A 23,245-nucleotide genomic window follows, 5' to 3' on the forward strand; every position below is an offset into this window, starting at 1 on the left:
GGTTCTCAGGTGAAGACCTGCCCATTATCCCGCCTCGGCCGCCCTGGCAGAAATGAAGAGATTGGATGCCTGTCAGTGCGCATCCGAATGGTGGATTGGCCTCCTGGCAAAGCGCGGGATTGGCTATTCGGCGCGGCGCGGCCTGGCGCTAAGGTAGTGCCACTTTCCTCTTGTCGACCTGGAGCCTCACCATGCATGACCGTATCGAATGGGCCAAACACTCGCCGGAAGCCTACAAGGCCATGATCGGCCTCGAGCAGGCGCTGGTCGCCTCGGGCCTTGAGCATTCGCTGCTCGAACTGATCCGCCTGCGCGCCTCGCAGATCAATGGCTGCGCTTACTGCGTCAACATGCACGCCAACGATGCGCGCAAGGCCGGTGAAACCGAGGCGCGCCTGCAGACCTTGAGCGTCTGGCGCGAGACCCGCTACTTCAGTGAACGCGAGCGGGCCGCCCTGGCCTGGGTGGAAAGCCTGACCCGCCTGGCCGAGCGCGGCGCGCCGCAGGACGAGTACCAGGCACTGCTGGAACACTTCAGCGCAAAGGAGATTGCCAACCTGACCCTGGCCATCGCCACCATCAACGCCTGGAACCGCTTCGGCGTGGGTTTTGCGATGGTGCCGGCGTAACCCTGGCAGGGGCCGTTCATACCGACGATGCGCGCTTGGCCCGGTAACTGCCCGGACTCTGCCCGGTCCACTTCTTGAACGCACGATGAAACGCACTGGGTTCCTGGAACCCGGTGTGTTCGGCGATCTCGGCAATGCTCAGGCGGCCTTCGCGCAGCAGTTCGAAGGCCATCGCCCGGCGCACCTCGTCCTTGATCTGCTGGTACGAGCGCCCTTCCCGCTCCAGCTGGCGACGAAAGCTGCTGGCGCTGAGCCGCTGCCGTTCGGCCATGGCGTTGAGCGTCGGCCACTGCCCGTAATGGCGGGCACGCAGGTGGCGATAGACCTCGGCCACCAGGCCATTCTGGTTGCGAAAGCGGATCACCAGCCCTTGCGGCGCGCTGCGCAGGAAGCCCTTCAGTGCCGTCAGGTCCTGCACCACCGGCAGGCGCAGCCAGGCGCTGTCGAACTCCACCTCGGTACGTCCGCTGCCCAGACGCAGGTCCGGCCCCCAGAGCAGCGTGTCATCCTCCTGCGCCGGGCGCGCCAGGGCCAGCTCGGTACGGTCGATGGCGATGCGCCGACCGGCCAGCCAGCACAGCAGGCCGATCACCAGGACCAGGTAGGTTTCCTCGGCGTAGACCCGGGTCAGCGGGTCGGCGATGTTCGACTGGACGCTGATCACCGTGCGCGCACCACGCACCGTGACGCTGCCGTTCAGGTCGCGCAAGAACAGGGCGAAACTGCCCAGGCACTGGCGCAAGGCCTTGCCCAGGGAGGGCTCCTGAATGAGGCCGCGGCAGATCAGGGCGAAGCTGCCCAGCGGCATGCCGTGGCTGTCGAGGTGGAAGAATTCGTCGTGCAGCTCGTCGATCAGCGCCAGCCACAGCTGGGCGAAGGCCTTGGCCGGCACCCGCGCCTGGGGCTCGGTCAGCACCTGCGGATCGATGCCCACCGCCCGCAGATGGGCATCGCGCGCCTGTGGTCGCTCACGCAGGGCGTGGACCATGGCATTGAGAAAATACACCGCGACCGTATCGCTATCGCGCATGGCAGAAGTCCGCTGTCTATGCTGAGTGGCAAAAAATGCCAGGTTGATTGAACAGATCCGGCATAGGCCGCCCGAAGGCCTTTGCCTAGACTCGATCCACCCCGGGAGGGGGAGGCCGCCATTCTCGCAGAGCCACCCCCACCCCGCCACGCCTTCGCAAACGGAGCCCCCATGAGCAGCACAGAAATCTTCGTCGTCAGCGCGGTACGTTCGGCCATCGGCAGCTTCGGCGGTTCGCTCAAGGACCTGCCCCTGGCCGACCTCGCCACCCAGGTGACCCGCGCCGCCATCGAGCGTTCGGGCGTCGCCGCCGAGCAGATCGGCCATGTGGTGATGGGCAACGTGATCCCCACCGAGCCGCGCGACGCCTACCTGGGCCGGGTCGCGGCGATGAACGCCGGCATTCCCAAGGAAACCCCGGCCTTCAGCGTCAACCGCCTGTGCGGCTCGGGTCTGCAGGCCATCGTCTCGGCCACCCAGGGCCTGCTGCTGGGCGACAGCGACATCGCCCTGGCCGCCGGCGCCGAATCCATGAGCCGTGGCCCCTACCTGCTGCCACAGGCCCGCTGGGGTGCGCGCATGGGCGACCTGCAGGGCATCGACTACATGGTCGGCATCCTCCAGGACCCCTTCGAGCACTTCCACATGGGCATCACCGCCGAGAACGTCGCGGCGGCCCACGGCATCAGCCGCGAGATGCAGGACGAGGTCGCCCTGACCAGCCAGCGCCGCGCCGCCCGCGCCATCGCCGAGGGTCGCTTCGACGGCCAGATCGTGCCGATCGAGATCAAGACCCGCAAAGGCCCCGTGCAATTTGCCGTGGACGAGAACGTGCGCGGCGACGCCAGCGCCGAACAGCTGGCAGCCATGAAGGCGGTGTTCAAGAAGGACGGCACCGTCACCGCCGGCAACGCCAGCAGCATCAACGACGGCGCCGCCGGCCTGGTCCTGGCCACCGGTGACGCCGTGCGTCGCGAGGGCCTCAAACCGCTGGCGCGCATCGTCGCCTACGCCCACGCCGGCGTGGAGCCGGCACTGATGGGCCTGGGCCCGATCCCGGCCACGCAGAAGGTGCTGGAGAAGGCCGGCCTGAAGGTCGCCGACCTGGACGTGATCGAATCCAACGAAGCCTTCGCCTCCCAGGCCTGCGCCGTGGCCCGCGCCCTGGGCTTCGACCCGGAGAAGGTCAACCCCAACGGCTCGGGCATTTCCCTCGGCCACCCGGTCGGCGCCACCGGCGCGATCATCGCCACCAAAGCCATCCATGAACTGCACCGCGTCCAGGGCCGCTACGCCCTGGCCACCATGTGCATCGGCGGCGGCCAAGGCATCGCCGTCATCTTCGAACGCGTCTGAAAGGAGTCAGCAACATGAACATCGAACGTATCGCCGTGATCGGCGCCGGCACCATGGGCAACGGTATCGCCCAGGTGTGCGCGCTGGCCGGCTACCAGGTCCTGCTGGTGGACGTCTCCGACGCCGCGCTGGAGCGCGGCGTGGCGACGCTGGGCAAGAACCTCGAGCGCCAGGTCGGCAAGGGCACCATCGACGCCGACAAGGCCAGCGCGGCCAAGGCACGGATCCGCACCAGCACCGACTACGCCCAGTTGGCAGACGCGCAGCTGGTGATCGAGGCGGCCACCGAAAACCTCGCCCTCAAGCAGCGCATCCTGCAGCAGGTGGCCGCCAATGTCGGCGCCGAGTGCCTGATCGCCACCAACACCTCGTCGCTGTCGGTCACCCAGCTGGCGGCCAGCATCGAGCAGCCGCAGCGCTTCATCGGCGTGCACTTCTTCAATCCGGTGCCGATGATGGCGCTGGTCGAGATCATCCGGGGCCTGCAGACCAGCGACGCGACCTACGCCCAGGCGCTGCTGGTCACCGAGAAGCTCGGCAAGACCCCGATCACCGCCGGCAACCGCCCGGGCTTCGTGGTCAACCGGATCCTGGTGCCGATGATCAACGAGGCGATCTTCGTGCTCCAGGAAGGCCTGGCCAGCGCCGAGGACATCGACACCGGCATGCGCCTGGGCTGCAACCAGCCGATCGGCCCGCTGGCACTGGCCGACCTGGTAGGCCTGGACACCTTGCTGGCGATCATGGAGGCCTTCCTCGAGGGCTTCAACGACAGCAAGTACCGCCCCGCCCCGCTGCTCAAGGAGATGGTTGCCGCCGGCTACCTCGGTCGCAAGAGCGGTCGCGGCTTCTTCACCTACTGACGGAGCCGCGCCATGCCCCCGGTCAACGCGGCGCTGCGCTGCGCCAACTTCGAGGAACGGCGTGACCGGGCCATGGCCCTGTTCGCCGAGAAAGGCTTCGGCCAGGTCAGCATGCGTGAGCTGGCGGCGCACGTGGGATTGACTGCGGGCTCGCTGTACCACCATTTCCCCAGCAAGCAGGACCTCTTGTACGACCTGATCGAAGAGCTGTACGAGGAACTGCAAGCGACCCTGGACCAGGGACGCCGGGCGCAGGCCCAGGGCAAGCCGGTGCTGGCCTGCCTGATTGCCACGCACTGGCACCTGCATGGGGAGCGCCCGTTGCAGTTTCGCCTGGCCGAACGGGATCTCTGCTGCCTGACCGACGAACAGCAGGCCCGTTTGATGACCCTGCGGGCGCGCTACGAAACCGGCCTGTTGCGTTTGATTGCACCACAGGCGCGCCTGCCCGGGAGTGCGTTGGCGGCTACCGGGCATGTGCTGGCGACGCTGTTGAACCAGCTGCCTGGGATGTTGCGGGGGAAGGGGCTGGGAGAGGCTGAAGGGGTTGGTTTGATGGAAAGCCTCGTGGCTGGCGCTGTGGAAAAGACCTTGGGCCCGGGTTCGAGGTCGGCCATGGTCGATTGAATACAGCCCCTTGCGGGGCTGCACGGCGGCCTCGACCTCTCATTGTTCGCGCAAGATTCGCTCCAGCGCATCGAAGCTCTGCCAGATCAATTCGCGTTGCTGCGCAAGCAAAGGAATGTAGCGGCGAAACGCGGGCATGCGATTGACCACCTCGCTGGCACCCATGTGTTCCAGGCACACTTGCCACTGGCCATTGTCGAAGCAGCAGGTCAAACGCTTGAAATCCAGCGGCATCAGGGCTTTGCGCAAGGCACTGTCGCTTGACAGTCTCAGCTGGACATCCTCGAACACCGGCTTCTCGCCATCGCGCAGGCGAAACACCAGTCCAGTACGGCGCACCAATCCGCTGTGATGAACGTCGAACTCAAGCTTGCCCTGCCCCAACGCGGGCACCCGCAGCGTGAGCTCGCACATCACCAGGTGCATCAACAGGTGGCTTTCGGTACGCTCACGCACCTCGATACACGGACCTTGTTCGCGGTAGGTAAAGGATGCCGCGGATTGCCAATCCGCCAATCCGAGATTGTGCCGCAGCCGCGCCAGGGTCGCCCCAGGCCGATAACCGGCCGGCGCGCGCGGGCCGGTCAGGCGCTCAAGCCAACTTGCCGACATGCTGCACCTGCTCATCGTGAGGTTGGCCGGGCTCGGCGGCGAACTCTTTCTCCAGCACATCCTCGACCCGCGCTGGCCGGAACGGGTTGACCTTCTGCACGCACAGCGTCCAGAACAGCGCGTAGGCCGCGGTGGCGCCGAGCATCACGGCGAACGGCACATAGACATCGGCCGGGTTCATGCCCGGCGGGGTAATGAACCACATGCCCAGCAGGATGCCGATGCTGGAGACGATCTGCGGCAGCGGGAACAGCGGCGAACGGTAGGCCCGCGGCAGGTCCGGCCGGCGGATGCGCAGGATCACCACCGACAGGGTCACCAGCAGGTACGCGGTGCTCCAGGCGCACACCGCCGCCAGCACCAGGTGCAGGATGTTGTCGGTGTTGCCGCCCAGGTACCAGGCGTGCAGGCACGGGATCAGCGCCACCACCAGGATGCACAGCAACGGCGTCTTGAAGCGCGGGTGCAGGTAGGTGAACACCTTGGGCAGCGCCCCGTCCACCGCCATGCCGTAGAGAATCCGCGGCACCCCGGCCATCAGCGTGTTGATGGTGGCGGCGCCGGCGAACAGGAAGCCGATGCCCAGCCACACCGGGCCGATATCGCCCATCACCTGCTCGGCGAAACGCGGGATGGCCATGGGCGTGTCCAGCAGGTGCACGCCGCTGGCGGCATCGAGCACGACGTTCTCCACCTGGCGCTTCATCGCCGCGCCGTAGATGAACATGCAGCTGGCCACGCCGAACAGCCCCAGGGCCATGGCCTTGGGCATCACCCAGGCCGAGCGGCGCAGTTCCGGGGCCAGCGGGGTGACGAATTCGCAGCCGACGAACATGAACATGGCCATGCCCACCAGCGACAGGATGGTCATCAGGTCGGTGCCGACCAGCGACACGCCGAACGGCCCGTCCAGCTCCACCGCTGGCGCGGCGATCAGGCCAAGCACGCCGAACACCATCAGCGTGGTCCACATGCCGAAGGTCAGCACCACTTCGGCGCGGCCGAAAGCGCTCACGCCGAAAGCGTTGAGCACGCCGAACACCAGCACGAAGCCCACTCCCAGCAACCACGAACCACCGGCCGACTCGGCCAGGGTGTTGAGGTGCTCGAAGTTCACCAGGGCCATGACCCCGGAGAGGATGGTCTCGGCGGTGCCGGCGAACACATGCACGATCAGGTACGCCGACAAGGTGCCGGTGATGGCGAAGAAACGGCCCAGGCCGCAGTTGATGTAGTCGTAGACGGAGCCGGTGGTCGGCAGGATCGCCGCCGCCTCGGCGAAGGTGGTCGACTGCGCCAGCATCATCACTGCGGCGATCACCATGGCCACGGCGAAGGCGCTGCCGCCGATGCCGAAGCCCATGGTCGCGGTGAGGATCACGGGGCTGGCCATGATCAGGCCGACGGTGCTGGCCAGCGCGGTGGGGAAGCCGACGCTGCCACTGTTGAGGTGCTCGGTGAGCTTATTGTTGATTGTCATGGGTGGGCCCTGGGTGGACGAGGGAAAGATTCTTCCCTGTCACTTTGCGGCCTGCACCCGGGCGGGTCTTGCCACTGCCTGCCGCGGGGCTTGATCCGTGTTGCCAGGTGCCAGGTGCCTGACGAAAGTCTCACAGGCGCTGCAACGCTTGCGTCGAACACTCCAAAACCGCTACCCCTGCACGCAACGATCCATCACCCCATGGGGCAGAACCCTGGAATACCCCCCCTGGTGATAAAGCAGCGGTGCATGCCCCAGATCGTCGAACGCCAGCACCCGGCCAATGAGAATCCAGTGATCACCGCCATCGATCTGCTGGAACTTCTCGCAGCGAAAACGCGCCGAGCAGCCCGGCAACAGGGGCGCGCCGCCCTCGCCGGTCTCATGCTCGATACCGGCGAAGCGGTCTTCGCTGGGGCGGGCGAAGGTGTTGGACAGGTCGATCTGATCGGCGGCCAGCACGTTCACGGCGAAGTGCCCGGCGGCCTCGAACACCGCATGGCTGCCAGAGCGCTTGTCGATGCTCCAGAGCACCAGTGGCGGGTCGAGGGATACCGAGTTGAAGCTGTTGGCGGTGACACCGACCTTGCGCCCCGAGGCGTCGGCGGCGGTGATCACGGTGACGCCAGTGGCGAAGTTGCCCAGGGCGCGGCGGAAGGCGCGGCTATCGAAGGGAGTGGACATGCAAGGCTCCATCATTGTTGTTGGACTGGGCCAGGACGGGTTGTGGGCGCGGGCTTGCCTGGTCGAGTGCTATCGCGGGGCAAGCCCGTTCCCACGTTGTTCCTGCCCTATTCGTCGGTTGGCGCTCAGGTCATTGCCGGGTCCGGCTCCAGCCCCATCAGCTCGCGCCCGAGGATCTGCGCGCAGACGTCGTAGTCGGTGTAGGCATGCGCGCCGGTCATGTGCGCATCGCGGAACAGCCGCTGCAGTTCGTTACCATCGAACCAGGCGCCGCCACCGGCCGCCTCCATCAGCCGATCCACGGCCTGGATGCACAACTTGACCGCATAGCCCTGGTTGGTGCGCCAGTAGGTAAGCTCGGTGCGGGTCGGGTATTGGTGACGGGCGCTGTACTCGGCGATCTGCTCCCAGCTCTTCTCCAGCAGCGCCCGCGCCGCGGCGACCTGGTGGGTGGACTCGGCCAGGCGCATCAGCGCCGGGGTTGCCGCGCCGACGGCGGCGCCGGTGTAGGCGCGCACGCGGTTGCGGGTCTTGTCCCTGAAGACCTCGAGCATGCGCTCGGCGATGCCCAGGCTGACCGTGGAGAACCCACTGGCGAAGTACGGCCGGTACGGGTTGAAGTAGATCGCGCTGTCCGGGTACAGCCCGAAGCCCGCCGACTGGCCCTCCATCATGTCCCTGGCCTTCTGGATACGGTGCTCGGGCACGAAGGCGCGCTCGACGATCAGCGTGCGGCTGCCACTGGCACGCATGCCGGCGGCGAACCAGTCGTCGCGGATCTGGTAGTCGCTGCGCGGCAGCACGGCGAAGCAGTAGTCCTGGCCGCCTTCAGGGTTGGCCCGGCGAAAGCCCATGATCGCCCACTCGGCGTGGTCGCAGCCGCTGCTCCAGCCCATCTCGCCGCTGAACAGCACACCGCCCTCGACCTCTTCGGTACGGCCGAACGGCGCAATGCTGCTGCTGGCGGTGGCGTCCGGGTCACGGCCCCAGATCTCGTCCTGCAAGCGTGCCGGGAACATCGCCAGCTGATGGCTGTGGGTGCACAGCAGGCTTATCGCCCAGGCAGTGCTGGCGCAGGCACCGGCCAGCGCGGCGATGCATTCGGCGAACTGCGGCAGGCTGATTTCCAGGCCGCCGTAATGCCTGGGCAGGAAGGCCTTGTGCAGGCCGATAGCCTTGAGCGCGGCGATGTTCTCGGCGGGCACGCTGCGCTCGCGCTCGGCCTGGTCGGCGCGGGCGGCGATGGCCGGCAACAGGGGCTTGAGGTCTTCGAGCAGGGAGTTTGGCTTTTTCATGGTCTGGCTCATTGTTATTGGACCCTGGCGAACGCTGCCTGGAAGGGACCGCTCGCTGATGAATGCCGGGTCAGTATGGGAGCCGTGGCCAAGACGGAAAATGCAACTTCCGCACCTCGGATTGCACTTTTCGTGGCGCCTGGCAGGCAGGGTCATGGGGGCGGCATGGGCAGACAAGATCACCAGTGTGTCGCGCTTTAAGCTGGGGGAAATCGGGCCGTGACGCGGCCCATCGCGGGGCAAGCCCGCTCCCACGAAGCCCTCGGCAACCCACCCGGAGCCCTGCCATGAGCGACATCACCCTCCTCCCCAGCGTCAGCGCCTTCCTGGCCCGCGACCACGGTCTGTACATCCATGGCGCTTTGGTCGCCAGCCAATCCAGCGCCCGCATCACCGTGCACAACCCGGCCAACGGCGAAGCCATCGCCCAGGTCGCCGATGCCAACCTGGCCGACGTCGAGCGCGCCGTCGAATCCTCCCGCCATGGTTTTGCCAGTTGGTCGCGCACCAGCCCCGCCGCCCGCGCCGCGGTGTTGTTCCGCCTGGCCGACCTGCTCGAGGCCAACCGCGAGGAACTGGCCCAGCTGGAAACCCTGCAGTCGGGCAAGCTGATCGGCATCGCCCGCGCCTTCGAGGTGGAACAGGCCGCGCACTTCCTGCGCTATTACGCCGGCTGGGCCACCAAGATCACCGGGCAGACCATCACTCCATCCCTGCCCTCCTTCGCCGGCGAACGCTACAGCGCCTTCACCCTGCGCGAGCCGGTGGGCGTGGTGGTGGGCATCGTGCCGTGGAACTTCGCCACCATGATCGCCCTGTGGAAACTGGCCTCGGCCCTGACCACCGGCTGCAGCATCGTGCTCAAGCCCAGCGAGTTCACCCCGCTGACCCTGCTGCGCATCGCCGAGCTGGCCAGCCAGGCCGGCCTGCCGCCGGGCGCGCTCAACGTGCTGACCGGCGGCGGCCTGGTGGGCAAGGCGCTGGTCGAACACCCCGGCACCGACAAGGTGTCGTTCACCGGCTCCGTGCCCACCGGCCTAGCCGTCGGCCAGGCGGCCATGGGCGCCAAGCTGACCCGCGCGACCCTGGAGCTGGGCGGCAAGAACGCGGTAGCGTTCCTGCCCGACGTCGCCGTTGAAAAGGCGGTGGATGGCATCATCGAGGCCGGCTTCCTGCACTCCGGGCAGATCTGCGCCGCCGGCGAGCGCTTCTACGTCCATCGCTCGCGCCTCGATCCGCTGCTCGAGGCCCTGTCCCAGCGCCTGGGCCAGCTGAAGGTCGGCTCGCCGCTGGACGAAACCACCCAGTTCGGCCCGGTGGCCAACAAGCCGCACCAGCAGAAGCTCGGCGAGCTGTTCGCCACCGCCCGTGCCGAGGGCAACCGCATCGTCCATGGCGGTCGCCTCGGCGACGGCCCGGGCTGCTTCGTCGAGCCCACCGTCATCCTCGCCAACAACGCGGGCGACACCCTGCTCAACCAGGAAACCTTCGGCCCGGTGGCGACCTTCCTGCCCTATGACCACGAGGACGAACTGATCCACCTGATGAACGCCTCGCCCTACGGCCTGAGCGCGAGCCTGTGGACCAACGACCTGGGCAAGGCCATGCGCCTGATCCCGGAAATCCAGGCCGGGACGCTGTGGGTCAACATGCACACCCTGCTCGACCCGGCGGTGCCGTTTGGCGGCATCAAGGCCTCGGGTATCGGCCGCGAGTTCGGCTCGGCCTTCATCGACGACTTCACCGAGCTGAAGTCGGTAATGATCCGCTACTGACCCTGGCCCGCGCCAACCACCAACTGGGCCATTACCCAACCACAGGAATCACCGCCATGCCCAACACCGCCGACTGGATCACCGTGGGCGCCCTCGCCGACGGCTTCGCGCCCGAGGCCTTCATCCTGCCGCAACTGGCCGACTTGTCCGGACGCACGCTCACCCTGCACTTCGCCAATGGCTGGGTCATCGAACACCGCTTCGACAGCGAACGCCTGCACTGGTGCGCCGCGGACGGCCACAGCAGCGGCAGCGCCGGCTACCGGGCCACCTCGGTGCGCCCCGGCATCTACCTGGTCGATTTCATCAAGCACGAGGCCGGCCAGGCCTGGTCGGTGTCGCTGGTGCTCGACACCCTCGAGCACGCCTTCACCGCCGTGCTCGGCCGCCTGCCCGACCAGGCCCGTACCCAGCGCGGCCTTTACGCCCTGGCCCTGGCTGGCGAAGCGCTGACCGGCGTCGAGGCCAGCTTCCTGCACGGCAGCCTCGACCGCCCCTGGCAGGCCGGCGCCTGCCCCCACGCTCCGACCACCGAGCTGGTCGGCCTGCGCAATCACTATCGCTACAGCCCCACCGAGGAGTACGAGCACATCTACCTCAACGCCAACTACTACAGCTGGCAGTGCCTCAAGGGCGTCGAACAGGGGTTGTGCGACACCGACCGGGCCTACTACTACAAGATCGCCGAGCAACTGTACCTGTTCGTCTGGTGCGAGAAGATCGTGCCCACCCTGGGCCTGGTGATGATCGACCTGGCGCGGCACCGCAGCGACGGCAAGATCTTCGGCTACCAGGGCGGCGGCTTCGATGCGCTGGCCAACTTCCCGGTGTCGTCCCACTGCCGGGTGCTCAACCGCACGGAGCCTGCGCAGTGAGCCGCAGCGTGCTGATCACCGGGGCCGGCAGCGGCATCGGTGAAGCCTGCGCCCTGCGCCTGGCCCGCCAGGGCTGGCAGGTGGCGCTGGTGGGCCGCCGCCGTGAAGCGCTGCAGCGCGTCGCGCAGCGGTGCGATGGCCTGGTGCTGGCCGGCGACGCCGCCGACAGCGCCACCTGGGCCGGTTTCATCGAGCAGGTGCGCGCCCGTTTCGGCGGCCTCGACGCGGTGATCGCCTGCGCCGGCGGCCACGGCTTGGGAGCGGCCGAGCAGACCAGCGACGGCGCCTGGCGCGAGGCCCTGCGCAGCAACCTCGACAGTGCCTTCCACACTGCCCGGGCCTGCCTGCCGTTGCTGCGCGAGCGGCGCGGCAGCCTGGTGCTGCTGGGCTCCATCGCCTCGCTGGCGGCCGGGCCCGAGGTTTGCGGCTACACCACCGCCAAGCACGCCCTGGTCGGCCTGACCCGCTCGCTGGCCCGCGACTACGGGCCGTTCGGCGTGCGGGTCAACTGCGTCTGCCCGGGCTGGGTGCGCACGCCCATGGCCGACCAGGAGATGCAGCCATTGATGGATCACTACCAGGAAGACCTCGACGCCGCCTACCGCCGGGTCACCGCCGACGTGCCGCTGCGCCGCCCGGCCAGCAGTGACGAGATTGCCGCCGTGTGCCAGTTCCTGGTCGGCGCCGAGGCCAGCATCGTCACCGGCGCGGTGATCACCGCCGATGGCGGTTCGACCGTGGTCGACGTGCCGACTTTGGCCTACACCCGCCTGGAACCGTCGGCATGAACGCGCGCTACGACTTCGAAGGCCGCACGGTGCTGGTCACCGGCGCGGCGGGCGGCATCGGCCAGGCCATCGTCGAGGGTTTCGCCCGTGGCGGCGCCCGGGTGCTGGCTGTGGACCTCGATCCGCAGGCGTTGCAGCGCCTGGTCGAGGAGCAGTTGGCGTTGGGGCACGAGGTTCGCGGGGAGGTCCTCGACCTGGCCGACCCCGGCGCGATCCGCGCCTTGCTGGCCGGGTTGCAGCGGCTGGACGTGCTGGTGCACAACGCCGCCTACTTCCCGCTCACCCCATTCACCGAGATCGACCCGGCCCTGTTGCAGCGCACCCTGGCGGTGAACCTGGGGGCATTGTTCTGGCTCACCCAGGGCGCCCTGCCACTGTTCCGCCGCCAGGGTGGCGGGTGCGTGCTGGCCACCTCGTCGGTGACCGGGCCCCGGGTGGCTTATCCGGGCCTGAGCCATTACGCGGCGTCCAAGGCCGGGGTCAATGGCTTCATCCGCAATGCCGCGCTGGAACTGGCGGCGTTCAACGTGCGGGTCAACGGCGTGGAACCGGGGATGGTGCGCACACCGGCCATGGACAACCTCGGCGATACCGCCCTGAACGCCCGGATCGCCGCCGGCGTGCCCCTGGGCCGACTGGGCGAGCCGGCCGATATCGCTGCGGCGATGCTGTTCCTGGCCTCTGACACCGCCCGCTACATCACCGGCCAGACCCTGGTGGTCGACGGCGGCGCCACCTTGCCGGAGAGCGCCGCGAGCCTGTGATGGCCGCGACAGGCAAGGCCGCTGGCAGCCACGGGCAAGACCACCGCCAGCGTTCCACGCGCTAATAGCCCGTCACCTTTCGACACTGCCTCCACAACGACGCGGCACTCAAGACCGCAAACAACAAACGAGGATCGATCCATGCGTCTCACCCCACGTCGCACCGCAATGGCCACGGCCCTGGCCCTGCTGGTCCATGGTCAGGCCAGCCCGGCCTACGAGCTGTACGCCGACGACGACAGCCACCTGAACGCCGACCTGCTCGCGGTCTGGGGCATGTTCAACAGCCGCCACAACTACGACGGCACTCCCGGTGGCTCGACCTGGCGCGAGGGCTTCATCAAGTACGGCCTCAGCGGCGACCAGGGCCTGGGCGGCAACGGCACCCTGTATGGCGCCCTCAACTGGGTCAGCTCCGGTGCCTGGGGCGACGGCGACGCTGGCGGCAACCAGGACGGCTCCGAACGCACCACCAAGATCGAGGATGCTTACCTGGGCTGGCGCTCGGGCGACCTGTTCCCGCTGCTGGGCAAGGATGGCGTGGACCTGTCCGGCGGCCGCCAGGTGATCCGCCTGGGCAGCGGTTTCCTGATCAACGACGACGGCCCTAACCTGGGCAAGGGCCCGGCCGACGGCCAGCTCAATCGCGGCGGCGGTTTCTACCTGGGCGCGCGCCACGCCTTCGACCGCACCGCGGTGCTGCGCCTGGGCGGCAATCAGGGGCTGCATGGCAGCGTGATGTGGCTCAAGTCCGACAACCGCGCCCAGGCCGAAACCGAGCTGGCGGCCGGCACCCTGGACTACACCCATGACCTGGGCACCCTGGGCCTGACCTATATCCACGGCATCGACGTGACCGACCAGTGGGCCAGCGAGTTCCAGAAGGCCCGCGAAGGCATGGATGTCTACAGCCTGCATGGCGAAGGTGGCGTCGGGCTGGAAAACACCCGCTTCGCCTTCGAATATGCCTGGCAGGACAAGCGCGGCGGCCGCGAGACCGCCTGGTACGCCGAGGCCGGTTACACCTTTGTCGAAGCCCCCTGGGCGCCGCAGCTGACCTACCGCTACACCCGCTATTCGGCAGGCTGGGACCTGCTGTTCAACGGTCTGTCCAGCGGCTACGGCACCTGGATCCAGGGCGAGGTCGCCGGCAACTATGCCGGGCCGTTCAACACCAACAGCGGCATCCACCATGTGGGCCTGAAGGCCACGCCACGGGACGACCTCACGGTCGGCGCGCTGTTCTTCGACTTCGACACCGTGCGCACCCGCGACACCCTGAACCTGGATGCCCGGGAGCTGGACCTGTATGTGGAGTGGGCGATCAACGAGCACCTGATCGTCACCCCGCTGCTGGGACTGTTCAAGCCGCGCAAGGATCAAAGCAATGGCGGCAACCAAGTGGGCAGCGGGACCAACGTTTACAGCCAGCTGACGGTGGCGGTGCCGTTCTGAGTCATCGCGGGGCAAGCCCGCTCCCACGCCGAGCTGGACATCTGGTTCAAGGCGGGGCAAGCCTGCTCCCACGCCAAGCTGGGCATCAGGCTCAAGGCGTGGGAGCGGGCTTGCCCCGCGATGAGGGCCTATCAGCCCAGCAGAAGGCGCAGGTCGGCACCGACTTCAGCCAACGGCGGGCACCAGTAGTAGCCCCCCGTCAACGGCCGGCTGAAGCGGTACAGCCCATCGATCACGCCATCCTCGAGCCCGCTCATGCGCCGCAGCTGCACCTCGAAGGCATCCAGCGAGAAGCCCAGGGCGACAAACGCCAGGCCCGCGCCACGCTCGTCGGTCCAGGCCACCGAACGACGCACCACGAACGCCTCCGGCGCGAAGCTTTCCTGGGCGGTGCGCTTGACGTGGGCCGACTCGGGCGCATCGTCGAGCTCTTCGTTGTCGCTCAGGCGGCGACCGATGATGTTGTCCTGTTCGACCTGGGGCAGCGATTTGAAATACTCCAGGTCGTGCTTCCACAGCTGGAACGCGGCGAAGCTGGAGCCCGCCAGCCCAGGCGCGTCGCCCGGCACGATAGCGGCGGCGACGGCGTCTTCGTCCACCGGGTTCTCGGTGCCGTCTTGGTAGCCAGTCAGGTCATGGCCGCCACGGTGCAGGAAACCGTCGACGCTGTCGACCAGGCGCAGCGCCGGCGCCAGCGCCTGCTGCAGGGCCTGGGCGCGCAGGAACAGCTCGCCGCGTTCGGCGCCGCGCAGCCACAGCCACAGGGCGTGCTGGGTCGCCGGGTTCTCCACCACCGCATCCAGTTGCGGGAAGCTGCGCAGGCCCGGCACTTCGCGGCCCAGGGCCTTGGCCAGAGGCGCGCCGACGCCCAGGATCAAACTCTGCCCATCGACCTGCGGCAACAGCTGGTCGAGGACGGCGGGCAAGGCCTCGAGCGAGTCAAGGGCGAAGAACAGGTGGCGGGCATGGGCCGGCACCGGAGTGGCAAGCAGACCTGGCTGGAACGGCATGACAGGCGAATCCTCGGCAAAAGGGCGAATGCTACTGCGCCGGACGATGCATCGCAACGCGACACAGGGCCGCTCGCCTCCGTAACAATCGGTTACCAAGGCAGGCCAGTTGCGATTAGCTATCGTTGCGCCACCACCTACACTCCTCGGAATCCTTCGCCCGAGAGACCGCCCATGACCGCCTCCCCGCTGCTCACCGCCCTTCTGCCGCTGGCCCTGGGCATCATCATGCTCGGTCTGGGCCTGTCGCTGACCCTGGCCGACTTCGCCCGGGTGGTGAAGTACCCCAAGCCGGTGGTGATCGGCCTGGTCTGCCAGATCCTGCTGCTGCCGCTGGTGTGCTTCCTGATCGCCAACGGCTTCGGCCTCGAATCGGCACTGGCGGTAGGTCTGATGCTGCTGGCCGCCTCTCCGGGCGGTACCACCGCCAACCTGTTCAGCCACCTGGCCCATGGCGACGTGGCGCTGAACATCACCCTGACCGCGGTCAACTCGCTGATCGCCATCCTCACCATGCCGCTGCTGGTGAACCTGTCGCTGATCTGGTTCATGGAGTCGGACCAGGCCATCCCGCTGCAGTTCGCCAAGGTCATGCAGGTGTTCGCCATCGTCCTGCTGCCGGTGGCGCTGGGCATGCTGATCCGCCACTGGACGCCACACTTTGCCACGCGCATGGAAAAACCGATGAAGATCGTCGCGGCGCTGTTCCTGGCCTTCACCATCGTCCTGGCCCTGGCCAAGGACTGGCAGACCGTGGTCGAGTACGCGCCGATCGTTGGTGGCGCCGCCCTGCTGTTCAACCTGCTCAGCCTCGCGGTGGGCTACTGGGTGCCGCGCCTGCTGAGCATCCCCAAGCGCCAGGCGATCGCCATCGGCATGGAGATCGGCATCCACAACGGCACCCTGGCCATCGCCCTGGCCCTGAGCCCGACGCTGCTCAACAACGCGACCATGGCGGTGCCGGCGGCGATCTACAGCCTGATCATGTTCTTCACGGCGGCGGGGTTTGGCTGGTGGGTGAGCCGGGGGCACAAGGCCGCCAGCACCGTCAGCGATTGCGCCTAGAACACCGTCCCTTGTAGGAGCGGCCTTGTGCCGCGAAAGGGCCGCATAGCGGCCCCAGGATCTGTGCGCCAAAGCCGAAATCGCCGGGGCTGCTTTGCAGCCCTTTCGCGGCACAAGGCCGCTCCTACAAAGTGCGCGTGAAGCTTAGCCCTGCCGCCGCTTCAACTGTCGCTTCAGCACCCGCAACGGCGGTGCGTAGAAGAACCCGAACGACACGCTGCCCTGGCGCCCCTTCACCGCATGGTGCAGGCGGTGCGCCCGGTACAGGCGCTTGAGGTAGCGGTTGACCGGCTTTGGCGCGTGCGGCCAGTGGCGGTGGAAGAAACCATCGTGGGCGAGCACATAGGCCACGCCATACCCCGCCACCCCGGCGCCGACCCACTGCAACGGCGCATGCCCGGCCTTGCCCAGGGCCACCAGCGCCGTGGCGATCAAGCCCAGGGCCAGCAGGTAGAGGTCGTTGGTCTCCAGCATGCCCAACTGCGGCTCGTGGTGCGAGCGGTGCAGCCACCAGCCCCAGCCGTGCATGACGTACTTGTGGGCCAGCGTGCCGACGCCCTCCATGGCCACCAGGGTGCCGAACAGCACGGCGAGATTGAACAACATGGATCGGTCCGGGGGTTTGGCAACGAAAGGCGCAAGGGTACCATTGCCGCCAGGTCATTCGGAGGGATTTTCCATGAAGGATGTGCACACCGCGGCCAGCACCGGCTACACCCGCCAGTCGAGCAACTATGAGCAGGGCCGGCCCGACTATCCCATCGCCTTGCAGGGCTGGCTGCGCGACACCCTGGGCATCGGCGCCGGCACCCCGGTGCTCGACCTGGGCGCTGGCACCGGCAAGTTCACCCGCCTGCTCGCTGCGCTGGCGCCACGCCTGACGGCGGTGGAACCGGTGGCCGCCATGCGCGAGCGATTCAGCGAGCGACTTCCCGAGGTTCCCGTGCTCGAAGGCACTGCCCAGCACATCCCGCTGGCCGACGCCAGTCAGCAAGTGGTGGTCTGCGCCCAGGCCTTCCACTGGTTCGCCGATGCCGCAGCCCTGCGCGAGATGCACCGGGTGCTGGCGCCGGGCGGCCGCCTTGGGCTGATCTGGAACGTGCGCGATGAAACCGTGGACTGGGTGGCACGGATCACCGAGATCATCACTCCCTACGAAGGCGACACCCCGCGCTTTCACACCGGTCGCTGGCGCGACGCCTTCGAGGGAAGCCGCTTCGGCGCGCCGCAACTGAGCACCCTGCCCCACGTCCATGAAGGCAGCCCGCAGACGGTGATCCTCGAACGCCTGCGCTCGGTGAGCTTCATCGCCGCTCTGCCCCAGGCCGAGCAGGACAGGGTCATGGCCCGGTTGCAAGACCTGATCGACAACCACCCGGCGCTCAAGGGCCGCGAGCGTGTCGCCTTCCCGTACCGGACCCAGGCCTACGTCTGCCAGCGCCTGGCGTAACGCAATTGTCATGATTCATGCCTTGACCCTGTGCGGGTCAAGGCGTATGGTCCGCCGCGCATTCAAGCATCCCCCACACAGGAGTCCCCTGCATTGGACAGTAGCCCCAGTCGATTGCGACAGGCCCACACGGCGAGCTAGTCCGGCAGCGTTCCTGCCACTGTCTCGCCGCACACGGTAGACGGTGGTTCCCTTCGGCCCTGCGGGGTTGAACATTCCTCCTTCCTTTCCTGCCCTGCCACCTGGCATGGCGCGTGGTCCTGCGCATTCCTCGCTTTCATTCGCGCCGCCTGCGGTCGGTGCTCGTGCGGGCCATCGCCCGCGGAACGGAGTTCGCTATGGATTGGAAAATCTTTCTGCTGCGCGTCAGCGTGGCCCTGCTGCTCGGCGCCCTGATCGGTGCCGAGCGTCAACTGCGCCAGCGCCTGACGGGCCTGCGCACCAACGCCCTGGTCAGCACCGGCGCCTGCCTGTTCGTGCTGATGACCCAGGCCGTGCCGGGCATGGCGCCCACCGATGCCTCGCGCATCGCCGCCTATGTGGTGTCGGGCATCGGCTTTCTCGGCGGTGGCGTAATCATGCGCGACGGTTTCAACGTACGCGGCCTGAACACCGCCGCCACCCTCTGGTGCACCGCCGCGGTCGGCGTGCTATGTAGCCTCGGCTTGCTGTTGGAGGCCTCCCTGGGCAGCCTGGTGGTGCTGTGCGCCAACATCCTGCTGCGCGACCTCGCCCAGCGCCTGGACCGTCAGGACGTGGTGCCGGCCAGCGAGGTCGAGCAGCGCTACGAGGTGCGCATCGTCTGCCGCGCCGAGGACGAGATCCAGGTGCGCAGCCTGATGCTGCACAGCCTCAGCGATCCGGGCCTGCGCCTGCAATCGCTGCACAGCGAGGACCTGGCCGATCCGGCACGCCTGGAAGTGCGCGCCGAGCTGCTCGGCACGCCGCAGGCGCCGACCCAGCTGGAGCGCCTGGTCGGCCGGGTGAGCCTGGAAAAAGGCGTCAGCTCGGTGCGCTGGCAGTTGCAGACACAGGGCCTGAGCGCCGATTAGTGTTCCAAGCCAGCAGGAAGTGGCTGCCTACCAAACCGCTGTAAAAGTTCGCAAAAAACTGCCCGCTCATCGTGACACCCCACTTACCGTTCATGCGGCTCCTGGCATTTCTGCTAGTTACACAGGAGCCCATTTTCAACGAAAATGGTGCAAGCACTTAAAATTTGCCATATTTAATGGTGCCGCCAGCATGAAATCATATTCTTCAGCAAGCATCAGAAAGACCCGGCAAGATACCCGCTGTGCGCTTCTCGCAATCGACACACAAAGCTCTATCTTACAGATTGCCGCTGAACGCCCAGTATGCACATATACGCCCTATGGCCTCTGTAAATCAGGGTCCGGTCCGGTTGCTGTGCTCGCCTATACAGGCGCACTCATTGATCCTGTCACGGAGCACTACACGTTCGGCAACGGCCGCCGTATCTACAGCCCGACGTTAATGCGCTTCATCAATGCAGACCCGATGAGCCCATTCAACATAGGAGGACTGAATAGTTACGCTTACTGCCTTGCCGACCCAATAAACCATATCGATCCATCAGGATATTTCTCCATACGTTCCGCCATACGAAAATTTTTCAATTGGATAACTGGCAAATCCCAAGCCACTAAAAACCCCGGCCCTCTTGCCGATTTAAAACCTGATGATTATGAAGCTGAGGTGGCACAGACTAGCAGCTACCTTGATAAACGAACAAACAGCGGAGATCGGATGCTCACTATTGCCACGGGAGAGGCCGCCGTGAGAGCAACCAAAAATTCAAGTTGGGAGCACAAGTTTGCGTATACAATGTCTGGCGAATTAGTAATCGGCAGTTATGACCAATCCTACATTTTTCCAACACATGCAAGCATTGCTGCTGTGGCAGCAGAACGCCTTGGCACGAACACACAGGTAATGGCTGCCGGATATATATGGAGAAACGGCACATCCATATCCCTCTCAAACTGGTCAGGCCACTACAAACCGAAACTAAAAAGATTAGATCCTGTTAAAAGCCACCTGGAAAATATGGGCTACACTGTTCAAACCATCAGATATAACTCACCGGACAACCCTTATAATCATTAAGTTTTTAGGGGAAATGCCTGCGCGACGATCATGCTGCGTTGAAAACACGCTCGGTATGCTCAATTGACGCCACGTCAAACTTGCTTCCTTGCCTGATCGTCGCTCGCCGACTTTACGTATCAGTCCAAGGCACCATCACGCACGTGCCGCTCGCGCAGCTCCTGGCGCTGCTTGGCCTCGACGCACAGGGTGGCGGTGGGCCGCAGCAGCAGGCGGCGCAGGCCGATCGGCTCGCCGGTTTCCTCGCACCAGCCGTAATCGCCCCGGGCCAGGCGCTCCAACGCCTGGTCGATCTTGTCCAGCAGCTTCTTTTCCCGCTCCAGCGAGCGCAGTTGCCAGTGGCGTTCCTCCTCGGCGCTGCCGATGTCGGCGGGGTCGCTGTGCACTTCCTGTTCGCGCAGGGCGCGGAACTCCTGCTCGATGCGCGTCTGCAGCTCGCCGCGCTGGGTCAGCAGCAGGTTGCGGAAGAACTGGCGCTGAGGCTCGTTCATGTAGGCGCTGGTGGGTTGTAGCAACAGTTGCTCTTCAGTCATGGATGTAACTCCGGAATGCTAGGGGCGCGAGACCACCCTCATGGAACAAAACGTAACTTGCTGACTTGAACAGCGTGGGAGCGGGCTTGCCCCGCGATGCGGTGTATGGCACCGGCTTTGCCGGTGATCGCGGGGCTAGCCCGCTCCCACGTTGGTGATGTGTGCCTCTTCTATTCCGTGCGCGACGGAGCATCCCGAAGGGTTGGGCGATCTGGGGGGATTCAGCGATCGAACATCAAGGGCAAGCCCTGGCATTGATCGCGTACCCGGCCCTGGTGCCAGGCCAGTTGTCCGGACACCACCGTGCTGCGCACCACATGGTGGAAGGCGCGCTGCTGGAACGGCGTCCAGCCGCAATGCGCCAGGACCGGGTCGTCCGCCACCGCCCGTGGGCTGGCCAGGCGCTCGACGATGGCGAAGTCCGCCCAATACCCCTCGCGCAGGAAACCGCGCTCGCGGATGTCGAACAGTTCGGCCACCGCGTGGCTGGTCTTGTTCACCACCTGGGCCATGCTCAACACCCCTTCGCTGACCAGCTCCAGCGCCGCCGGCAAGGCATGCTGCACCAGCGGCAGGCCGGACGGCGCGCGGGTATACACCCGACGCTTCTCCTCCAGGGTGTGCGGCGCATGGTCGGTGCCGATCACATCGATGCGGTCGCGGGCCAGGGCCTTGCGCAAAGCGTCACGGTCGGTGCCGGTCTTGATCGCCGGGTTGCACTTGATCAAGTGGCCGAGGCTGGCGTAGTCGCTGTCGTCGAACAGCAGATGGTGCAGGCACACCTCGGCGGTGATGTGCTTGCCGCTCACCGGGCCCGGCGTGAACAGCGCCAGCTCCCGCACCGTGGTCAGGTGCAGCACGTGCAGGCGCGTGCCGAAACGCCGGGCCAGTTCCACGGCCAGGCTCGAGGAGCGGTAGCAGGCATCGGCGTCGCGGATCAGCGGGTGCGCCGCCGGGGGAATGAACTCACCGTGGCGGGCCCGCCACCAGCCCTCGTTCTCGAGGATGCTCGGGGTGTGCTCGCAGTGGGCCAGGACGATGGTCGGCGCATAGACAAAGAGCTTTTCCAGCACCTGCGGGTCGTCCACCAGCATGTCGCCAGTGGAGGCGCCCATGAACACCTTGATCCCGGCCACTTCGCGCGGGTCGAGGGCGGCGATGGTGTCGAGGTTGTCGCGGCTCACGCCGAAGTGGAAGCCATAGTTGGCCCGCGAACTCGCCGCCGCCCGCCGCTTCTTGTCGGCCAGCGCCTCCAGGGTCAGGGTTGGCGGGTTGGTGTTGGGCATGTCCATGTAGCTGGTGATGCCCCCGGCCACCGCCGCCCGCGACTCGCTGGCGATGCTGCCCTTGTGCGGCGCTCCCGGCTCGCGGAAATGCACCTGGTCGTCGATCATCCCCGGCAGCAGCCAGGCGCCCCGGGCATCGATCTCCAGCGCCGCACGGGCATTGTCGAGGCTGCCGGCAATCCGCTCGATGCGCCCGTGGCGCACCAGCAGGTCGCCTTCGAACTCGCGCCCTTCATTGACCAGCCGTGCGTTGCGCACGAGCAATGAGTCCATGTTCAGAACTCGTTCTGCAGGGCCTTGTAGCCCTGGACCAGGTCGATGTTGGTGCGCGCCACGTCCTCGGAGAACTCCGAAGCCGACACGCTGACCGGCGGGTAGCGCTCCAGGTCGGTGTGCGGGCCGATGTGCTCGGTGGGCGGCACATAGAAGCGCGGCGGCAGGTCGCGGCCGTCGACCACCGAGTTGTGGCGCACCACGCTGCCGTCGCCGACCTTGCAGTTGAACAGCACGCTGTTGAAGCCGATGAACACCCGGTCACCGACCTCGCAGGGCCCATGGACGATGGAACGGTGGGCGATCGAGCTGTACTCGCCGATGCGCACCGCCGCGCCGGACTTGGAGTGGATCACCACGCCATCCTGGATATTGGAGTTGGCGCCGATGACGATCGGCTGCATGTCGCCGCTGCCATCCACCTCGTCGGCGCGGATCACCGCATAGGGGCCGACGAATACGTTGTCGTGGATGATCACCTTGCCGCAGATGATGGCGGTGTGGTCGATATAGGCCGATTCGGCGATTTGCGGGAGATGGCCGGAGGGGTTTCTGCGGATCACGGTAAGGGCCCTGCAAGGAAGGAAGAGCGCAAATGTTACGTTATAACAATAGCAATGCAACACCTCCGTGCGCCGATCTGGCAAACTCCACCTTCCTGCGCGATAACGCGTGGCCGCACCACCGCATCTACAGGTTCTGATCCACCATGCGCATCCGCCCGACCCTCGTCAGCGACATCCCCCTGCTCCCCGCCCTGGAACGCTCCGCAGCCCAGGCTTTCCGGCAGTTGCCGCACCTGGCCTGGCTGGCCGACAGCGAGGTGATGGGCGAAGCCGAGCACCTGGCGTTCGTCACCGAGGGCGGCAGCTGGGTTGCCGTGGATGACCGGGACCAGCCGCTGGGTTTTCTCTGCGCCAGCACCACAGGCGACGCCTTGCACATCCACGAGTTGTCGGTCCGCCAGGAAGCCCAGGGCCAGGGCCTGGGGCGTGGACTCCTGGACCAGGCGCGGGCGGCCGCGCGCCTGGGTGGTTTGCCCTGGCTGACCCTGACCACCTTCGACGATGTCCCCTGGAATGCCCCGTTCTACGCCCGCTATGGCTTCGAGCGCATCCCGGCGCCGCAGCTCGATGCACGGCTGCAGGGCATTCTCGCCGGCGAACTGGCCCATGGCCTGGGCAACCGCTGCGCCATGCGCCTGTCGCTCGGCGTTTGAGCGAGGTTTTCATCCAGCCGGCCATTCACGTAGAGTCGAATCACCCGCG

23 protein-coding genes and 1 pseudogene are annotated in these 23,245 nt (G+C 66.6%); 14 read left to right on the top strand and 10 right to left on the bottom strand.

Features of this window, described 5'->3' with window-relative positions; genetic code table 11:
• Nucleotides 1-191 precede the first annotated feature (191 nt).
• Nucleotides 192-629 (top strand): carboxymuconolactone decarboxylase family protein, encoded by a 438-nt coding sequence (locus tag K2O50_RS14640; RefSeq protein ID WP_050706207.1) that lies wholly within the window; start codon nucleotides 192-194, stop codon nucleotides 627-629.
• Between the two features lie 16 nt (nucleotides 630-645).
• Here K2O50_RS14640 and K2O50_RS14645 read toward each other — a convergent pair whose 3' ends face one another.
• Nucleotides 646-1,659 (bottom strand): AraC family transcriptional regulator, encoded by a 1,014-nt coding sequence (locus K2O50_RS14645; RefSeq protein ID WP_050706208.1) that lies wholly within the window; start codon nucleotides 1,657-1,659, stop codon nucleotides 646-648.
• Nucleotides 1,660-1,830: 171 nt separating this feature from the next.
• Here K2O50_RS14645 and K2O50_RS14650 point away from each other — a divergent pair, with 171 nt between their 5' ends.
• Genes K2O50_RS14650 through K2O50_RS14660 form a run of 3 tightly spaced genes read left to right on the top strand, consistent with a single transcriptional unit; the run spans nucleotide 1,831 to nucleotide 4,505 of the window.
• Nucleotides 1,831-3,015 (top strand): acetyl-CoA C-acyltransferase family protein, encoded by a 1,185-nt coding sequence (locus tag K2O50_RS14650; protein WP_050706209.1) that lies wholly within the window; start codon nucleotides 1,831-1,833, stop codon nucleotides 3,013-3,015.
• Nucleotides 3,016-3,029: 14 nt separating this feature from the next.
• Nucleotides 3,030-3,878 carry a 3-hydroxybutyryl-CoA dehydrogenase gene (locus K2O50_RS14655; protein WP_050706210.1) on the top strand — a complete coding sequence of 283 codons (849 nt, stop codon included), beginning with the start codon at nucleotides 3,030-3,032 and terminating at the stop codon, nucleotides 3,876-3,878.
• A 12-nt stretch (nucleotides 3,879-3,890) separates the two neighbouring features.
• The gene (locus K2O50_RS14660) at nucleotides 3,891-4,505 is read left to right on the top strand and encodes a TetR/AcrR family transcriptional regulator (RefSeq protein ID WP_050706211.1); all 615 of its coding nucleotides are present in this window, start codon (nucleotides 3,891-3,893) and stop codon (nucleotides 4,503-4,505) included.
• A 39-nt stretch (nucleotides 4,506-4,544) separates the two neighbouring features.
• Here the strand turns inward: K2O50_RS14660 and K2O50_RS14665 are convergent, their stop codons facing one another.
• From K2O50_RS14665 to K2O50_RS14680, 4 genes and pseudogenes are all read right to left on the bottom strand, one after another.
• Complete coding sequence (locus tag K2O50_RS14665; RefSeq protein WP_050706212.1) at nucleotides 4,545-5,117, bottom strand: DUF3156 family protein; 573 nt, start codon at nucleotides 5,115-5,117, stop codon at nucleotides 4,545-4,547.
• On the bottom strand, nucleotides 5,098-6,597 hold the full coding sequence (locus tag K2O50_RS14670; RefSeq protein WP_050706213.1) for an APC family permease: 1,500 nt from the start codon (nucleotides 6,595-6,597) through the stop codon (nucleotides 5,098-5,100). Before K2O50_RS14670 ends, K2O50_RS14665 begins: the two co-directional genes overlap by 20 nt.
• Nucleotides 6,598-6,771: 174 nt before the next feature.
• Nucleotides 6,772-7,281: pseudogene (locus K2O50_RS14675) on the bottom strand (flavin reductase family protein); the annotation flags it as partial.
• A 125-nt stretch (nucleotides 7,282-7,406) separates the two neighbouring features.
• Complete coding sequence (locus K2O50_RS14680) at nucleotides 7,407-8,576, bottom strand: p-hydroxyphenylacetate 3-hydroxylase oxygenase component (RefSeq protein ID WP_050706215.1); 1,170 nt, start codon at nucleotides 8,574-8,576, stop codon at nucleotides 7,407-7,409.
• Between the two features lie 287 nt (nucleotides 8,577-8,863).
• Between K2O50_RS14680 and K2O50_RS14685 the strand changes: the two genes are divergently transcribed.
• The 5 genes from K2O50_RS14685 to K2O50_RS14705 all read left to right on the top strand — a co-directional run bounded on the left by K2O50_RS14685 (nucleotide 8,864) and on the right by K2O50_RS14705 (nucleotide 14,233).
• Nucleotides 8,864-10,351, top strand: coding sequence for an aldehyde dehydrogenase family protein (locus K2O50_RS14685; RefSeq protein WP_050706216.1), 1,488 nt, complete (start codon nucleotides 8,864-8,866; stop codon nucleotides 10,349-10,351).
• A 56-nt stretch (nucleotides 10,352-10,407) separates the two neighbouring features.
• Entirely contained in the window at nucleotides 10,408-11,226 is an 819-nt protein-coding gene (locus tag K2O50_RS14690; protein ID WP_050706217.1) for a molybdenum cofactor biosynthesis F family protein, read from the top strand.
• Nucleotides 11,223-12,014 carry an SDR family NAD(P)-dependent oxidoreductase gene (locus K2O50_RS14695; RefSeq protein ID WP_050706218.1) on the top strand — a complete coding sequence of 264 codons (792 nt, stop codon included), beginning with the start codon at nucleotides 11,223-11,225 and terminating at the stop codon, nucleotides 12,012-12,014. The genes K2O50_RS14690 and K2O50_RS14695 overlap by 4 nt, the downstream gene beginning before the upstream one ends.
• The gene (locus K2O50_RS14700) at nucleotides 12,011-12,778 is read left to right on the top strand and encodes an SDR family oxidoreductase (protein ID WP_050706219.1); all 768 of its coding nucleotides are present in this window, start codon (nucleotides 12,011-12,013) and stop codon (nucleotides 12,776-12,778) included. Before K2O50_RS14695 ends, K2O50_RS14700 begins: the two co-directional genes overlap by 4 nt.
• 168 nt (nucleotides 12,779-12,946) lie before the next feature.
• The gene (locus tag K2O50_RS14705; protein WP_256206006.1) at nucleotides 12,947-14,233 is read left to right on the top strand and encodes an alginate export family protein; all 1,287 of its coding nucleotides are present in this window, start codon (nucleotides 12,947-12,949) and stop codon (nucleotides 14,231-14,233) included.
• Nucleotides 14,234-14,364: 131 nt separating this feature from the next.
• Here K2O50_RS14705 and K2O50_RS14710 read toward each other — a convergent pair whose 3' ends face one another.
• Nucleotides 14,365-15,243, bottom strand: a complete 879-nt coding sequence (locus K2O50_RS14710; RefSeq protein WP_050706221.1) for a Dyp-type peroxidase — start codon at nucleotides 15,241-15,243, stop codon at nucleotides 14,365-14,367.
• Between the two features lie 174 nt (nucleotides 15,244-15,417).
• On the opposite strand from K2O50_RS14710, the gene K2O50_RS14715 reads away from it, so the two are divergent.
• Complete coding sequence (locus K2O50_RS14715; RefSeq protein ID WP_050706222.1) at nucleotides 15,418-16,308, top strand: bile acid:sodium symporter family protein; 891 nt, start codon at nucleotides 15,418-15,420, stop codon at nucleotides 16,306-16,308.
• Nucleotides 16,309-16,452: 144 nt separating this feature from the next.
• On the opposite strand, the gene K2O50_RS14720 is transcribed toward K2O50_RS14715, so the two are convergent.
• Nucleotides 16,453-16,914: a sterol desaturase family protein gene (locus K2O50_RS14720; protein WP_050706223.1), complete on the bottom strand. Its 462-nt coding sequence runs from the start codon at nucleotides 16,912-16,914 to the stop codon at nucleotides 16,453-16,455.
• Nucleotides 16,915-16,987: 73 nt separating this feature from the next.
• On the opposite strand from K2O50_RS14720, the gene K2O50_RS14725 reads away from it, so the two are divergent.
• The 3 genes from K2O50_RS14725 to K2O50_RS14735 all read left to right on the top strand — a co-directional run bounded on the left by K2O50_RS14725 (nucleotide 16,988) and on the right by K2O50_RS14735 (nucleotide 19,885).
• Nucleotides 16,988-17,758: a class I SAM-dependent methyltransferase gene (locus K2O50_RS14725; protein WP_050706224.1), complete on the top strand. Its 771-nt coding sequence runs from the start codon at nucleotides 16,988-16,990 to the stop codon at nucleotides 17,756-17,758.
• Nucleotides 17,759-18,096: 338 nt separating this feature from the next.
• Nucleotides 18,097-18,810, top strand: coding sequence for an MgtC/SapB family protein (locus tag K2O50_RS14730; protein ID WP_050706225.1), 714 nt, complete (start codon nucleotides 18,097-18,099; stop codon nucleotides 18,808-18,810).
• A 19-nt stretch (nucleotides 18,811-18,829) separates the two neighbouring features.
• Nucleotides 18,830-19,885, top strand: coding sequence for an RHS repeat-associated core domain-containing protein (locus tag K2O50_RS14735; protein ID WP_156329643.1), 1,056 nt, complete (start codon nucleotides 18,830-18,832; stop codon nucleotides 19,883-19,885).
• A gap of 119 nt (nucleotides 19,886-20,004) precedes the next feature.
• Here K2O50_RS14735 and dksA read toward each other — a convergent pair whose 3' ends face one another.
• The 3 genes from dksA to K2O50_RS14750 form a co-directional block, all read right to left on the bottom strand.
• Nucleotides 20,005-20,418, bottom strand: coding sequence for an RNA polymerase-binding protein DksA (dksA, locus tag K2O50_RS14740; RefSeq protein ID WP_050706226.1), 414 nt, complete (start codon nucleotides 20,416-20,418; stop codon nucleotides 20,005-20,007).
• 221 nt (nucleotides 20,419-20,639) lie between these two features.
• Nucleotides 20,640-21,977 carry a dihydroorotase gene (locus K2O50_RS14745; RefSeq protein WP_050706227.1) on the bottom strand — a complete coding sequence of 446 codons (1,338 nt, stop codon included), beginning with the start codon at nucleotides 21,975-21,977 and terminating at the stop codon, nucleotides 20,640-20,642.
• A 2-nt stretch (nucleotides 21,978-21,979) separates the two neighbouring features.
• A complete protein-coding gene (locus K2O50_RS14750; protein ID WP_050706228.1) occupies nucleotides 21,980-22,540 on the bottom strand; it encodes a carbonate dehydratase in 561 nt (186 codons plus the stop codon).
• Between the two features lie 146 nt (nucleotides 22,541-22,686).
• Between K2O50_RS14750 and K2O50_RS14755 the strand changes: the two genes are divergently transcribed.
• Nucleotides 22,687-23,196 (top strand): GNAT family N-acetyltransferase, encoded by a 510-nt coding sequence (locus K2O50_RS14755; RefSeq protein WP_050706229.1) that lies wholly within the window; start codon nucleotides 22,687-22,689, stop codon nucleotides 23,194-23,196.
• The last annotated feature ends 49 nt before the right edge of the window (nucleotides 23,197-23,245 follow it).

The organism is Pseudomonas sp. 2hn (genome assembly GCF_019646095.1).
Lineage (GTDB): Bacteria > Pseudomonadota > Gammaproteobacteria > Pseudomonadales > Pseudomonadaceae > Aquipseudomonas > Aquipseudomonas peradeniyensis.